Annotated in this window: 18 protein-coding genes; 11 read left to right on the forward strand and 7 right to left on the reverse strand. The window is 73.9% G+C overall.

What is annotated here, in order from left to right; all coding sequences use genetic code 11:
* Nucleotides 1–3 precede the first annotated feature (3 nt).
* Nucleotides 4–966, reverse strand: a complete 963-nt coding sequence (locus ACLJQF_RS03525) for a quinone oxidoreductase family protein (RefSeq protein ID WP_410606735.1) — start codon at nucleotides 964–966, stop codon at nucleotides 4–6.
* Between the two features lie 70 nt (nucleotides 967–1,036).
* Nucleotides 1,037–1,840: an alpha/beta hydrolase gene (locus tag ACLJQF_RS03530; protein ID WP_410606736.1), complete on the reverse strand. Its 804-nt coding sequence runs from the start codon at nucleotides 1,838–1,840 to the stop codon at nucleotides 1,037–1,039.
* Nucleotides 1,841–1,895: 55 nt separating this feature from the next.
* Between ACLJQF_RS03530 and ACLJQF_RS03535 the strand changes: the two genes are divergently transcribed.
* The 3 genes from ACLJQF_RS03535 (at nucleotide 1,896) to ACLJQF_RS03545 (ending at nucleotide 3,062) form a co-directional block, all read left to right on the forward strand.
* A complete protein-coding gene (locus tag ACLJQF_RS03535) occupies nucleotides 1,896–2,504 on the forward strand; it encodes an SGNH/GDSL hydrolase family protein (RefSeq protein WP_410606737.1) in 609 nt (202 codons plus the stop codon).
* Nucleotides 2,505–2,733: 229 nt separating this feature from the next.
* Nucleotides 2,734–2,949 (forward strand): hypothetical protein, encoded by a 216-nt coding sequence (locus ACLJQF_RS03540; RefSeq protein WP_410606738.1) that lies wholly within the window; start codon nucleotides 2,734–2,736, stop codon nucleotides 2,947–2,949.
* Nucleotides 2,928–3,062, forward strand: a complete 135-nt coding sequence (locus tag ACLJQF_RS03545) for a hypothetical protein (protein ID WP_410606739.1) — start codon at nucleotides 2,928–2,930, stop codon at nucleotides 3,060–3,062. Before ACLJQF_RS03540 ends, ACLJQF_RS03545 begins: the two co-directional genes overlap by 22 nt.
* Before the next feature lie 112 nt (nucleotides 3,063–3,174).
* Here the strand turns inward: ACLJQF_RS03545 and ACLJQF_RS03550 are convergent, their stop codons facing one another.
* Genes ACLJQF_RS03550 through ACLJQF_RS03560 form a run of 3 tightly spaced genes read right to left on the reverse strand, consistent with a single transcriptional unit; the run spans nucleotide 3,175 to nucleotide 5,123 of the window.
* Complete coding sequence (locus tag ACLJQF_RS03550) at nucleotides 3,175–3,906, reverse strand: metallophosphoesterase family protein (protein ID WP_410606740.1); 732 nt, start codon at nucleotides 3,904–3,906, stop codon at nucleotides 3,175–3,177.
* Nucleotides 3,903–4,712, reverse strand: coding sequence for a nucleotidyltransferase (locus tag ACLJQF_RS03555; RefSeq protein WP_410606741.1), 810 nt, complete (start codon nucleotides 4,710–4,712; stop codon nucleotides 3,903–3,905). Before ACLJQF_RS03555 ends, ACLJQF_RS03550 begins: the two co-directional genes overlap by 4 nt.
* A gap of 30 nt (nucleotides 4,713–4,742) precedes the next feature.
* Nucleotides 4,743–5,123 (reverse strand): STAS domain-containing protein, encoded by a 381-nt coding sequence (locus ACLJQF_RS03560; protein ID WP_410606742.1) that lies wholly within the window; start codon nucleotides 5,121–5,123, stop codon nucleotides 4,743–4,745.
* A 110-nt stretch (nucleotides 5,124–5,233) separates the two neighbouring features.
* Here ACLJQF_RS03560 and ACLJQF_RS03565 point away from each other — a divergent pair, with 110 nt between their 5' ends.
* From ACLJQF_RS03565 to ACLJQF_RS03600, 8 genes are all read left to right on the forward strand, one after another.
* Nucleotides 5,234–5,698: an SRPBCC family protein gene (locus tag ACLJQF_RS03565; protein ID WP_410606743.1), complete on the forward strand. Its 465-nt coding sequence runs from the start codon at nucleotides 5,234–5,236 to the stop codon at nucleotides 5,696–5,698.
* 6 nt (nucleotides 5,699–5,704) lie between these two features.
* Nucleotides 5,705–6,508, forward strand: a complete 804-nt coding sequence (locus ACLJQF_RS03570) for a MerR family transcriptional regulator (protein WP_410606744.1) — start codon at nucleotides 5,705–5,707, stop codon at nucleotides 6,506–6,508.
* A 77-nt stretch (nucleotides 6,509–6,585) separates the two neighbouring features.
* Nucleotides 6,586–7,431, forward strand: a complete 846-nt coding sequence (locus ACLJQF_RS03575) for a hypothetical protein (protein WP_410606745.1) — start codon at nucleotides 6,586–6,588, stop codon at nucleotides 7,429–7,431.
* Nucleotides 7,431–7,853 (forward strand): phage holin family protein, encoded by a 423-nt coding sequence (locus tag ACLJQF_RS03580; RefSeq protein WP_410606746.1) that lies wholly within the window; start codon nucleotides 7,431–7,433, stop codon nucleotides 7,851–7,853. The genes ACLJQF_RS03575 and ACLJQF_RS03580 overlap by 1 nt, the downstream gene beginning before the upstream one ends.
* The gene (locus ACLJQF_RS03585; RefSeq protein ID WP_410606747.1) at nucleotides 7,850–8,461 is read left to right on the forward strand and encodes a DUF3618 domain-containing protein; all 612 of its coding nucleotides are present in this window, start codon (nucleotides 7,850–7,852) and stop codon (nucleotides 8,459–8,461) included. Before ACLJQF_RS03580 ends, ACLJQF_RS03585 begins: the two co-directional genes overlap by 4 nt.
* A 540-nt stretch (nucleotides 8,462–9,001) precedes the next feature.
* Nucleotides 9,002–9,661 carry a lytic polysaccharide monooxygenase gene (locus ACLJQF_RS03590; protein ID WP_410606748.1) on the forward strand — a complete coding sequence of 220 codons (660 nt, stop codon included), beginning with the start codon at nucleotides 9,002–9,004 and terminating at the stop codon, nucleotides 9,659–9,661.
* A 92-nt stretch (nucleotides 9,662–9,753) separates the two neighbouring features.
* Nucleotides 9,754–10,344, forward strand: coding sequence for an HD domain-containing protein (locus ACLJQF_RS03595; RefSeq protein WP_410606749.1), 591 nt, complete (start codon nucleotides 9,754–9,756; stop codon nucleotides 10,342–10,344).
* Nucleotide 10,345: 1 nt separating this feature from the next.
* A complete protein-coding gene (locus ACLJQF_RS03600; RefSeq protein WP_410606750.1) occupies nucleotides 10,346–11,218 on the forward strand; it encodes an NADP-dependent oxidoreductase in 873 nt (290 codons plus the stop codon).
* On the opposite strand, the gene ACLJQF_RS03605 is transcribed toward ACLJQF_RS03600, so the two are convergent.
* Together ACLJQF_RS03605 and ACLJQF_RS03610 are read right to left on the reverse strand one after the other, a co-directional pair.
* The gene (locus tag ACLJQF_RS03605) at nucleotides 11,202–12,005 is read right to left on the reverse strand and encodes a sugar phosphate isomerase/epimerase family protein (RefSeq protein WP_410606751.1); all 804 of its coding nucleotides are present in this window, start codon (nucleotides 12,003–12,005) and stop codon (nucleotides 11,202–11,204) included. The two genes, ACLJQF_RS03600 and ACLJQF_RS03605, sit on opposite strands and share 17 nt — an antisense overlap.
* Nucleotides 12,006–12,416: 411 nt before the next feature.
* On the reverse strand, nucleotides 12,417–13,262 hold the full coding sequence (locus ACLJQF_RS03610; RefSeq protein ID WP_410606752.1) for a hypothetical protein: 846 nt from the start codon (nucleotides 13,260–13,262) through the stop codon (nucleotides 12,417–12,419).
* Nucleotides 13,263–13,348 lie beyond the last annotated feature (86 nt).

A 13,348-nucleotide genomic window follows, 5' to 3' on the forward strand; every position in this document is an offset into this window, starting at 1 on the left:
CGTTCACCGCACCCGGAGCACGAGCTTGCCGGTCGTCGCCCCGGATTCGATGCGGCGGTGCGCGGTCACCGCGTCCGCCAGCGGCAGGCTTTCGACGTCGACGCGCAGGGTGCCGTCCGCGACGGCCGTGACGGCGCGGCGCAGCGCCCGGCCCACGGTGTCCGGCGCCACGGCGGAAAACGCGGCGAGGTTGAAGCCCGACACCGTCTTGGTGGTGAACCACAGCTCGTTCGCCGAGATGCCGACGTCCTCGGCGCCCGAGGCGTTGCCCATCACCACCAGGCGGCCCATCGGGGCCAGCCGGTCCAGGCTCGCGCGGCGCGCCGGCCCGCCGACCATGTCCACCACGACGTCGAACTCGCCGGTGCCCTCGACCTCGTCGCGCAGGACGACCTCGTCGTAGCCGAACGCCTTCGCGGCGGCGATCTTCGCTTCGCTCCCGACCGTGCCGACCACCCGGCCGGCCCCGAGCAGGCGGGCCACCTGGCCCAGCTGGCTGCCGACCCCGCCGGCGGCGGCGTGCACCAGGATGCGCTCGCCGGGTGCGAGCCGCGCCACCCGCTCCAGCACGAGGAACGCGGTGGTGCTGTTGGACGGCACCGCGGCCGCCACGTCGAGGCCGGTCCCGGACAGCGGCGCGACGAGGTCGGCGGCGGTGGTGACGACCTCGGCGTAGCCCCCGCTCGCCACGATCGTCAACGCGGCGACCGGCTGCCCCACCGACAGGCCCTCGACGCCTTCGCCGAGCGCGCGGATCCGGCCGGAGACCTCGATGCCGGGTACGAAAGGCAGCGGGACGTCCACCACACCCTGCCGGTAGAGGACCTCGGCGAAGTTGGCGCCGGCGTAGGCGACGTCGATCGAGACCTCGCCCGGTCCGGGCTCCGCAACCGGCACGGCGTCGAGCCGCAGGACCTCGGCCGGGCCGAACTCGGGGATGGTGACCGCCTTCATGCTGTTCGTCATGGCTTCGATCCTGCGGCGGCCGGGCGCACCGGACCAGGCCCGGCCCCGCCTGGGTCTGCCAGGACCAGGTTCAGCGCGGTACCAGCGACAGCACCGCCTCGACCAGCTCCGGACCGTCGAGCAGCACCGGGTCGTTGTGGTCGACGCCCGGGATCTCGACCAGCCGGGCCGATGCCGCGGCCGCCACCTCGCGGCTCTGGGACGGCGGGACGAGCGAATCCCGACCGCCCACGACCACCACCGCCGGAACGCGCAGCCGCGCGGCCTGCTCCTTGACCGGGAAGCGATCGCGCAGGAGCAGCCGCACCGGCAGGTAGGGGTAGACCTCCGCGCCGACGGCCGCCAGGTCGGTGAACGGCGACCGCAGCAGCAGGCCCGCCGGCGGGTGGTCGAGGGCCAGCTCCGTCACGACGGCGGAGCCGAGGCTCTCGCCGAAGTAGATCAGGCGCCCGGGCGGCACCCGCCGGTCCTCGGTCAGGAACCGGTGGGCCGCGCGGACGTCGAGGGCCAGGCCGTCCTCGCTCGGGTCGCCCGGATTGCCGCCGTACCCGCGGTAGTCGAGCAGCAGCACGGCGAGCCCGGCCGCCACGAGCTTCGCGGCCAGCGGGGCCCGGCCCGCCCGGTTGCCGCCGTTGCCGCCCGCGACCAGCACCGTCGCGGCCGGGTCCCGCCCGGCCGGGCGCAGGTACCAGGCGCCCAGCTCCAGGCCGTCGGCGGTGCGGAGGCGGACGTCTTCGGCACCGGGGAGCACGCTCGCGGCGGCGGGCACCGGCCCGGGGTCCGGGAGGTAGATCAGCCGCCGCTGGACCGCCCAGAAGGCGGCCGGCAGCAGCACCAAGGCCACGACGACGACCACCAGCACCCTTTTGATCACCGCGGCCTCCAGCCCGCCGGGAAACAACGGCGGCCCGGCCACGTTGTACCCGGTGATGACCTCACCACTCAGATTCTGCGTCCTCGCCGACTCGCTCGCGGCCGGTGTCGGCAGCACCCGGGAGGACGACACCCTCGGCCGGCGGCTCACCCGGCGGTTGCGCGACGCGGGCCACACCGTCCACCTGCGGAACTCCGGCGTGCCCGGCGCCCGCTCGGCCGACCTCGAACGCCAGGTCGGCGTCGTTCTCGGCGAGGGCGTGGACCTGGCCCTGATCGTGATCGGCGCGAACGACCTCGCCGGGTTCGTCTCCCCCGCCGTCGGCGCGCGGCAGCTGCACGACGCCGTGGCGCGGCTGGTCCGCGCCGGCGCCCGCGTGATCGTGGTGCCGGCGCCCGACCTCGGGATCGTGGCCCGGGTGCCCGGGCCCTACCGGCAGCTGATCTCGGCGGCCAGCGGCCACTACGCGCAGGCCCAGGCCGAAGCCGCCATCCGGGCCGGGGGTGCGGTGGCCACGGCCGGCCCCGAACTGGCCGCCCGGTTCGCCGCCGAGCCCGCGCTGTTCTCCGCCGACCGGTTCCACCCCTCTTCGGCCGGCTACGCCGTGATCGCCGAGGGCCTGGCCCCGCACGTGCTCGCCGCGGCCAGGCAGCTCGCCGCCTGAGCCGGCACTCCCGTCAACCGATGTCGCGGCTGGTCCCAGCGTCCCAATGTGGCCTTGGTTGCGTCAGACGCACCGAAGGCCGCCTTGGGTGCGTCTGACGCACCGAAGGCCGCCTTGGGGCGCTTGGGAACACCCTGACACGATCGGAAAGGCCGACCAGGCCGCGGCAGGCTGCTGCCCGAGCCGGTTTTGCCCGGCTTTAACCGGCGGCCTGATCAACCTGGGTGCTGTGCTCACCGAGGCACTGGAAGCGTTGCGAGAGCTGGGTTCCCGCGACGACGAGGCGGACGCGCTGGTCCGGCTCGCCGCGGTGCACCGGGTGACCGGCGATCTCGAGGCAGCGTGGCCCGCGGCCCGGCTGGCGGTGACGGTGGCGCGCGAGGCGGGCAACCAGCGGTTCGGGGGCAGGCGTACGCTTTCGTGGTGCTCGGCCGGGCGCGCCTGACCCTAACCGGCCCCGACGCGGCCCGGGAGTGCCGGCACACGGCCGAGGAGATCTTGGCCGCGGCCGGCGAACGCCCGGTGCTGACGAGAGTCCGGGCCCTGCTGGCCGGGTGACCTCCCTGTCCCTATGTTGATCTGTCACATCAGCGTGGCACTTAAATGCCTCACCAAGGTGACAGTTAACGCTAGGGTGGGAAAGTGAGAGCCGACCCCGCACGCAATCTCGTCAGCGGCGCGTCGGCAACTCCGCCGCATGCAGTTCGTAGAGCGCGTACGCCTTGCGGATCACCGGCTGCGCCACGTTCCGCACCCGCACCCCGCCGGGGGTCACGCCCTGTTCGCATCCGAAGTGCGCGTGACCGTGCAACGCAAGATCCGCGCCCACCTCGTCGATCGGCTCGCACAGCAGGTACGAGCCGAGGAACGGGTGGATCTCGGGCGGCTCGCCGTGCAGCGTCCCGGGGATCGGCGCGTAGTGCGTCAGCGCGACGACGACGTCCGTGTCGAGGGTTTGCAACGCTTTGCGCAACGAATCGGCCGACAGCATCGTGTGCTCGACGAAGTCCTTCATCTCCCGCTCGCCGAACCGGCTGGCGCACTTGCCGGCGAATCCGCCGCCGAAGCCCTTGACGCCGGCGACGCCCAGGGAGCCGTCCGGCAGGTCGAACCGGACCGCGTCGCCCTCGAGGACCTCGACGCCGGTCTCGCGGAGCAGGTTCGAGATCATTTCGCCGAGGTCGCTGTGGTGGTCGTGGTTGCCGAGGACCGCGGCGATCGGCACGCCGAGCCCGGCGAGCTCGTCGGCCACCACGCGGGCTTCCTCGACGGTGCCGTGCCGGGTGAGGTCCCCGGCCAGCAGCAGGACGTCGGCGGTGCCCGCCAGGTGTTCCAGGGCCGGCCGGAGCAGGCCGCGGGAGTCCTCGCCCAGGTGCACGTCCCCGACCGCGGCGATCCTCATCGGCCGATCTCCTCCGCGCTCGCCGGTTCGCGGACGTCGGCGACCCGGATGTCGTTGTGCACCAGCTCCCCGGTCAGGTACTCGCCGACGACGGTGTCCACCTCCACCTTCCGCGCGGGACAGGTGACTTCCCCGGTCAGGTGGACGTGCTCGCCCCGCACGGTCACGTGCACGCCGAGCTCGGCGGTGCGGGGGTCTTCGGCCAGGGCCCGGCTGAGCCGGGCGACGAGGTACTGCGGCGGTTCGGGCACGAGTGCCTCCTTCGGGTCGATCACGGCCAGGTCGCCGAGCAGCGTCAGGAACGCCCGGGCGTAGGGGGACGCCGACACCTGCACGGCGACGTCGGTCCAGTCGACCTGCTCGCGCAGGTCGCGGGCGATCCGCAGCAGCGGCGCGAAGTCGCACCGGTGCGCGCTCAGCACGAGCAGCTTGTCCACCAGCAGGTCGGTGCCGGAGACGACCGGCGCCGCGGTGGACCCGATCCGCATCAGCGCGGCGCGGTCGAGCAGCTCGTCGGTCACCGGCCGGTGGTTGGGGCCGTGGATGAGGTCGACGAGGATGTCGCCGTCGTAGACCTTCGTCAGCCAGTCCTCCGGCGGGTGCACGCGGCGCAGCCCGGCCGCGGTGAGCACCTCCGCCGCCCGGTCCGCGTCGCCGGGCTTGAGGAACAGGTCGACGTCGTGGTCCGACGGCGGCCCGCCGCGGGCGTACACGGCCAGCCCGCCGGCGACGGCGAACCGGATGCCGGTGCCCTCGAGCGTGGTCACGACGCGGGTCAGGCTCTGCAGCAGCGCCTCCGCTTCCATGGCAGGGGACTACCCGCGACCGGGCCGGCCCTAACCGCCGTTCACGGGCCGCTGCCGGAGCCACGCGCAGGCGCCGTCGACCGTCGGGTGCAGCGCGAGCGTGGTGTCCATTCGGGTGACCTGCAGCGCGCGCAGCACCTGGCGCCGGCCGGTGACGACCGCAAACGGCACCTCCACGTCCGCCGTCGCGGCGACCAGTTCGGCGATGACCTGCAGCCCCGCCGAGCCGCAGAAGGTGATCGCACCCAGGTCCACGATGAGCGCCCCCGGCCGGCCGTCCAGCGCGGAGCGCGCCCGGGCGCGCAGCACCGGCGCGGTGCCGAGGTCCAGGTCGCCGGCCGCCGCGACGACGACGGCTTCGGGCACGGCGCGGACCCGCACCGTCAGCGCGGGCGTCCCGTCGTAGGTCACGGGTGCTCCTTCCGTCGCTGCCGACCCTAGAGCGCTTGCATCGTTTTGTCATCGATTTGCCGGGTAACCGAAGGACGGACGATCCCGACCCGAAGAAAGGAACGGCAGCGATGAGCACCGTCACCGAATCCGTCGACGTCGAGACCGACGTCACGACCGCCTACAACCAGTGGACGCAGTTCGAGTCCTTCCCGCACTTCATGGAGGGCGTCGACGAGATCCGGCAGCTCGACGACACCCACACCCACTGGAAGATCAGTGTCGGCGGGCAGACCCGCGAGTTCGACGCGACGATCACCGAGCAGCACCCGGACGAGCGCGTCGCCTGGAAGGCCGACTCCGGCCCGACGCACGCGGGCGTCGTGACGTTCCACCGCCTCGACGACCGGCACACCCGGGTCACCGCCCAGCTCGACATCGACCCGGACGGCTTCATCGAGAACGTCGCCGACAAGCTCGGCATCCTCGACCGCCGCGTCAAGGGCGACCTCGGCCGGTTCAAGACCTTCATCGAGGAACGCGGTAGCCGCGAAACCGGCGCCTGGCGCGGCGACGTGGCCCGCCCCGGTAGCTGACTGCCGGTGCACCCGCCCGCGACCGCCCCCGCCGTCACCTGGACGGCGGGGGCGGTCGCGCGGATGCTCGGCCTGCCCCCGTCCACGCTGCGCGCGTGGCACCGGCGGTACGACCTCCCGCTGTCCGCGCCCCAGCCGGGCAGCCATCGCCGCTACGGGCAGGCGGACATCGAGGCACTGCTCCGGATGAAGCACCTGATCGGGCAGGGTCTCGGCGCGGAAAGCGCGGCCGCACAGGCGTTCCACCCGAACGCGACCGACGTGGGCACGCTGCTGGCCGCCGTCCGGGAACTGAAGCTCGACACCGCGGCCGCGCTCCTCGACGCGCACCTGGCCGGCCGCGGCGTCCTGGCCACCTGGGACGAGCTTTGCCGGCCGGCGCTCAACGCCCTCTGCGGCCCCGACGCCGACCGCTGCGTCGACCTCGTGCACGGGCTGTCCTGGGCCGTCGCCGCCGCCCTGCACCGGATTCCCACGCCGGCCGGTGCCGCGCCCGCGGTGCTGCTGGCCTGTGTGGACGGTGAGCGGCACACGCTGCCGCTGGAAGCCCTCCGCGCGGCGCTGGCCGAGCACGGCCGCGAGGCGCTGTTCCTCGGCGCGTCGGTGCCGGAAACCGCGCTGCGCCAGGCGATCGACCGCGTCCGGCCCGCCGCGGTCGTGCTGTGGAGCAGCCGCCCGGTGACTCCCCCGGGCGGGCTCCCGCGGCTCGTCCTGGCCGGGCCCGGCCGGCCGCCGGGCACCCTCCGCGACGCGGTGTCGGTGCTGACCGGCGGCGACGCCGTCCGGTTTATCCCCCGGCCACCCGGGTAGCCAGCCGCCTTACCAGGCCGATGGACACCATCGGCACCCACGAAGGCGCGGAAGTGCCTCTCCCGCAGGAGGTCGAGATGACGCAGGGACCCGGCGGTCAGTCACCGCCGCAGCAACCGGGCAACGGCTCGCCGTCGATGCCGGACACGGCCAAGGACGAGGCCCGCGAGGTGGCCACCACCGCCGCCGACCGCGGTGGCGAAGTCGCGCAAACGGCCGCGGACCAAGCGAAACACGTGGCCGCGCACGCCCAGCAAGAAGCGCGCGATCTGCTCCGCGAAGGCCGGGAACAGCTCGAGTCGCAGGCCAAGAACGGCCAGCAGAAGGCGGCCGAAAGCCTCCACCAGCTGGCCGGTCAGCTGGAGCGGATGGCGGAGCAGACCGACTCCCCCGGCCTCGCCGGCGACGTCGCGCGCCAGGTTTCGGACCGGACGCGGTCGGTCGCCGACTGGCTCGAGCACCGCGAGCCGGGCGACCTCCTGGGCGAGGTGCGGCGCTTCGCCCGCCGCCGTCCCGGTACGTTCCTGGTCGGCGCGGCCGTCGCCGGCGCCCTCGTCGGGCGGCTCACCCGGGGCGTCGTCGCGCAGCAGAAGGAAGAAAGCTCGCCGAACGGCCAGGCGGGCGCGCCGCGGCCGCACGCCGGCCCCGCCGCGACACCGCCGGTGCCTCAGCAGGGTGACCAGCCGGGCCTGCCGCGGCCGGGCCATGCGGCCCCGGGCGGCTACGCCGCGCCTCAGCCCATCGAAGGCAGCCCCCAGCCCGGATCTGCGGCTCCCGGCGGCTACACCGGGCCGCAGCCCACGGAAGGCCTGCCCCAGCCGAGCCGACCGGGCGCGGCTCCCGGCGGGTACGGCGCGCCGCAGCCGCCGGAAGGTCTCCCTCAGCCGAGCCCCCGCTACTCCGCGCCGGGACAGGTGCCGTGATGACCCAGGCACCCGGGCCCCGCGCCGGTGAACCCGTCGACGTCGCCGACACCTCGGTCGGCGAGCTGATGTCCAACGTCCTGAAGGACGTCTCCACTCTGGTGCGGCAGGAGGTGGAGCTGGCGAAGGCCGAGGTGAAGGCCGAGGCGGGCAAGGCCGCGAAGGGTGCGGGCATGCTCGGCGGGGCCGGGTTCGCCGGCTACATGGTCGTGCTGTTCCTCTCCATCGCCCTGTGGCAGGGCCTGGCGAACGTGCTGGACGCAGGCTGGGCGGCCCTGATCGTGGCCGTCGTGTGGGTGATCGCCGGCGCCGTGCTCTACGCGACGGGACGGCGTGAAGTCCGCCGCGTCAACCCGAAACCCGAACGCACCGTCGAGACCCTGCAGCAGGTCCCGGACGCACTGAAAGGCGAACGAGCATGACCGAACCGGAGCGGCTCCGCCGTGAAATCGAAAGCACGCAACGCAATCTCAGCACCGACGTGAACGCCCTCACCGAAAAGGTGACTCCGGGCCGGATCGTCGAACGGCGCATCGGCCGGATGCGCTCGGCGGTGGGCAGCGCGCGCGACCGCGTCATGGGCACCGCGTCCGATCAGGCGTCGACGGCGGGCGACAAGGTCGGCTCGGTCGCTTCGGCGGCCGGGGACAAGGTGAGTTCCGCCGCCGACGCCGTCGGCGAGGCCCCGGAGTCGATCCGGCGTGGTACGCAGGGCAACCCGCTGGCCGCCGGCCTGATCGCGTTCGGTGCCGGCTGGCTCGTGTCGTCCCTGCTGCCCGCGAGCGAGCCGGAGCGCCGCCTCGCCGGTCAGGCCACCGACCTCGCCCGCGAGCACGTGGCCCCGGTGGCCCAGCACGCGGCCGAGGAGCTGAAGGAGAACCTGCGCGAGCCCGCGCAGCAGGCGGCCGAGTCGGTGAAGTCCGAAGCGGCCGAAGCGGCGTCCACGGTCAAGGACGAAGCGCGCTCGGCGACCGGTGACGTCACCGATCGCGCGCAGGAGGCCCGGGAGAACGTGCGGTCCCAGAGCTGAGCCGCGGGTTCGGGGCGCGGCCCGGCCGCGCCCCGGCCCTCGGCGGCACCCGCGCCTTCGGCGTGCTGGTCACCCTCGACCACGCGGCGGGGCCGACCTGCTGAACCTGCTGGAGCCGCGGCGCGCGGTCCCGGCGCACTTCGACGATTGCGGCCTATTCCGCCGGCCGGTGTCCGGCTTCCTGGAGGAGGTCCGGCGCCGCCGCCCGCCGACGCGGGCGCAGCTGCTGCAGGCGGCGAGTTCCTCTCGTTGTGATGCCGTGGCCGCCCTCCGGTGAGAATTTTTCCGGATACACCCGTGCGGAGCAGCCGGGCCGCGCCGCGTTCACCGGGCGTTCCCGGCCCGGGCCCGATCGGGCGGCCCGGAGTTCGCCGTCTTCCGCCGTTCAGTGACCGTTCAGTTCACCTCCGTGCCGGAAAGCGCTGTCTCGCAACGGTTTCCGGAGGCCAGGTGGTGGCCAGGCGCGGACGCGGCCACGTATGGTCGTCCGGCACGACCTTGGGAGCGCTCCCAAAACCGGCCTCGACGAAGGAGGACAGCGTGGTTCCCCGACGCAAAACCTTGCTCTCCCTGCTGGTGACGGCCGTGACCGCCGTGCTGCTGGGCGGTGTGCTCACCGGCGTCGCCGACGCGCACGGGTCCGCCACCGACCCGCCGTCGCGCAACTACGGCTGCTGGAACCGCTGGGGCAGCGACTTCCAGAACCCCACGATGGCGACGAAGGACCCGATGTGCTGGCAGGCCTGGCAGGCCGACCCGAACGCGATGTGGAACTGGAACGGGCTCTACCGCGAAGGCGTCAAGGGCAACCACCAGGGCGCGATCCCCGACGGGACGCTGTGCAGCGGCGGCCGCACGCAGGCGCCCCGGTACAACGCCCTCGACACGGTCGGCGCGTGGCAGATGGCGAACAAGGACAACCGGTTCACCCTCACCATCACCGACCAGGCCCGCCACGGCGCGGACTACCTGCTGGTGTACATCACCAAGCAGGGCTTCGACCCGGCGACCCAGCGGCTGGGCTGGGGCAACCTCGAACTGGTCGCCCAGACGGGCCGCTACGCGCAGGCGGGGCAGTACCAGGTTGCGGTGAACGCGGGCACCCGGACGGGACGGCACATCGTCTACACCATCTGGCAGGCGAGCCACCTCGACCAGTCGTACTACTTCTGCAGTGACGTGAACTTCTCCGGACGCTGAGCACCCCGGGCCGCGGGGATCTCCCCGCGGCCCGCTTCCGGCGTCAGTTACGTTACAGATCCTGGTCGTAATGAAAGGCGTACGCTGCGGGTATGGAACTCATCCTGCCCGGCGGCCCGGCCTGCGGGCACGCCACCGAGGTCGCGGCGGCGTACTCGACGCCGACCCTGTTCAACCATTCGATGCGGGTGTACGCCTGGGCGGTCGCGCTCGGCGACGTCCACCACGTCGGCTTCGATCCCGAGCTGCTGTTCGTCGCGGCCATGCTCCACGATGTCGGGCTCGCGGCGGAATTCGACAGCCACACCAAGCCGTTCGAGGTGGCCGGCGGGCACGTGGCATGGGTGTTCGCCGCCGGCGCCGGCTGGCCGCCCGAGCGGCGGGCGCGGCTGGCGGAGGTGATCGTCCGGCACATGCAGGCGGAGGTCGACCCGGCCGAGGATCCCGAGGGTTTCCTGCTGTCGCGGGCCGCGGCGGCCGACATCGCCGGGCGCGACGTCGCGGACCTGCCCGCGGACTTCCGCGCGGAGGTGCTCGAACGGCACCCGCGGCTGGACCTGGTGGCGGAGTTCCTCCGCTGCTTCGGCGACCAAGCGGCCCGCAAGCCGGAGAGTACGGCCGCGGCCGCGATGCGCAACGACCTCGCCGCCCGCATGGCCCGCAACCCGCTCGAAGGGAACTGACGTGCAAGCCATCACCGTCTCCGGCCGGGCCGCCGAACCGGCCCTCACCGAGCTGCCGTACCCGCACGCCGCCGAAAACGACGTCGTGGTGCGGGTGCACGCGGCCGGGTTCACCCCCGGCGAGCTGACCTGGCCGGGTACCTGGACCGACCGCGCGGGCCGGGACCGGACGCCGAGCGTCCCCGGCCACGAGCTGTCGGGCGTCGTCGCGGAACTGGGCTACGGGACGACCGGCCTGACCGTCGGCCAGCGGGTCTTCGGCCTGGCCGACTGGGCCCGCAACGGCTCGCTGGCCGAGTACACGGCGGTGGAAGCGCGCAACCTCGCACCGCTGCCCGCCGACGTCGACCACGTCACGGCCGCGGCCCTGCCGATCTCCGGGCTGACGGCGTGGCAGGCCCTGTTCGACCACGGGCGGCTCACCGCGGGCCGGACCGTCCTGGTCCACGGGGCGGCCGGCAGCGTCGGCACGCTCGCGGTGCAGCTGGCCCGGGAGGCGGGCGCCCGGGTGCTCGGCACCGGGCGGGCAGCCGACCGGGAGACTGTGCTCGGCCTCGGCGCGGAAGCGTTCTTCGACCCGCTCTCCCCGGACATCGGTCCGGTGGACGTGGTGCTCGACGTCCTCGGCGGCGAGGTCCTCGACCGCTCCGCGGCGCTGGTGCGCGACGGCGGCACGCTCGTCACGATCGCCGAGCCGCCCCGCATCCGCCCCGGGATCTTCTTCGTGGTCGAGCCGGACCGGGCCCGCCTCGCGGACCTGGCCCAACGGGTCCGGGACGGCCGCCTCCGCCCGCGGATCGACACGGTGCGCCCGCTCGCCGAAGCCCCGGCGGCGTTCGGCACGCGCGGCCGGACGATCATCCGGACGGCGTGAGGTACCGCGCGAACCACGCCGCGGCGGCCCGCAGCGGCACGTCGACCGGCGCGAGGTCGGGGTACCAGGCTTTTTCCCACTCGAGCGACACCCAGCCGGACCACGAACGCAGCAGGTCCCCGCACTCGCCGAGCGGAACGGCGCCCTCTCCCGGCGGCACCGGCGTCGGCGTCTCGCGGCTCAGTACGTCCTTGACCTGGAAATAGCCGAGGTAAGGGCCGAGCACCTCGTGCGTGACGGCCGGTGCCTCCCCGGCCCGCCACGGGTGGACGGCGTCCCACAGCACGGCGGCGAGATCCGGTGCGCCGAACCCGTCGACCAGGCTCCGGGCGGCGGCCCCGGTGGGGTGCGAGTCGTGCGTTTCGACGAGCAGCCGCACCCCGGCGGCCCGCAGGTCGTCGAGGACGGCGGCGATGCGGGGGTGGGCGTCGCCGGTTTCGCCGCCACCGTCGCTGTCGCCGTCGCCGCCGGGGAAGACGCGGATCGCCGGAGCGCCGATGCGGTGCGCCAGGGCGATCAGGGCTTTGAGCTCGTCGATGACGGGCCGGTCGGCGCCGGGAGCGGCGGCTTTGGCGTAGCCGGCCAGGCAGGAGATGGCGAGGCCTTCGCCGTCCAGCAGGGCCCGGACGGCGTCGGTGGCGGGTCCGGAGAGTCCCAAGTGGACTTCTTCGTCGGGGTGGACGCGCAGTTCGAGGCCGGTGCAGTGGTGGGTTTGCGCGATGCGGGCCGCTTCGCGGACCGGGATGCCGGGCATGCCCAGCGTGCTCACCGCAAACTTCCGGCCCATCCACGACCTCCCCGCTCGTCGGGCCGAGTGTAAGCGCTTTCAGCCGCCGGGCAGACGGGCCGGGCATCGTGTCGCCCCTTCAATCACGCGAGATGCCCCTTCAATCACGCGAGATACCCGCGGCGAACGAACCATACGTGCCGGGAAGGGCGAAGCGGGCACGCAAGTGCGGCTTGTGTTGAGCCGGGCCCGGCTACGGTTCGCGCCGTCGGCCGCGGCAGCCTTGCACCGCCCTCGGCGGCGGCAGCCTCGCACCCCCCTTGGCGCGGCAGGCTTGCACCACCCTCGGCCGCGGCAGCCTTGCACTTCGCTCGGCCGCGGCTGCGGCCGCCTTGCTCTACCCCTCGGCTGCTGCGGGCATGCCGATGCCCGCGCCCGTGATCACCTCGGGCGCGGGCGTCGGAAGCCCGCTTAGTGGGCCTTGTTCTGGCCGCGGCCCGCGGACGCGCGGCCGTTCGCGCCGTCGGCGGCATTGGCCGCCTGCTGGGCCGGCGTCGGCTTGGCCGCTGCCGGGGCCGGCTTGTCCGTCGGCTGCGAAGCCGGAGTCGGCGTCGCCGAAGCCGGAGTCGGCGTCGGCGTCGGCGAGGCCGGGGTCGCCGGGGTAGCGGCCGGAGTCGCCGAGGCCGGCTTGGCTGCTGCCTCCGGCTTCTCTGCCGTGGTCGCTGCCGGCTGGGTCGTCGGCTGGGTCGTCGGCTTCTCCCCCGGCTGTGCCGAAGCGTTCTTCTCCACCTCGGCCAGCGGGTTCGGCCGCCGGACCTGGACCACCGCCACGATCGCCGCCGCCACCGCGCCCAGCGCGATCAGCCACGGCCAGCGTGAGCGCTTGGTCCGCTCGCCGCGGGCCACGCTCTTGGCCTCCTGGAGCGCCACCGCCAAGTCACGCTTCGCCGTGGCCACGGCCTTCCGGCGCTTCCGGCCGGACTCGCCCGTCGAGCTCATCACCGTCGCCACCGCCAAGGCCGCCTTGCGGCCCGGGTCGCGCATCTTCGCCGCGCGGGCCAGGACCTCGTCGCGGGCCGCGCCCGAATTCGCCAGCACGTCACGGCGTGACGACCGGGTGCTCTTGTCGAGGTCCTTGGTGGCCGCCCGGCCGACCTTCGCGAGTTCGTCCTTGCCTTCGGCCAGCTTCCGGTCGGTGATTTCGACCGCCCGCGCGGCCGCGGCCGCTCCGACCCGCGCGGCCTCCGCGGCGAGATCCCGTACGCCGGCCGCCGCCGTCTTCACCGATCGCCCGACCGGGGCGTCGCCCTGGCTCATGTGATCACCTCTCACTCGTCGCAGCAGGCACCACCTGCTCACACCTGGGGGCTACCCAGTGAAGGCGCATCCGGAACCTCGAACCC

The sequence above is a fragment of the Amycolatopsis sp. lyj-109 genome (assembly GCF_046548995.1).
Lineage (GTDB): Bacteria > Actinomycetota > Actinomycetes > Mycobacteriales > Pseudonocardiaceae > Amycolatopsis.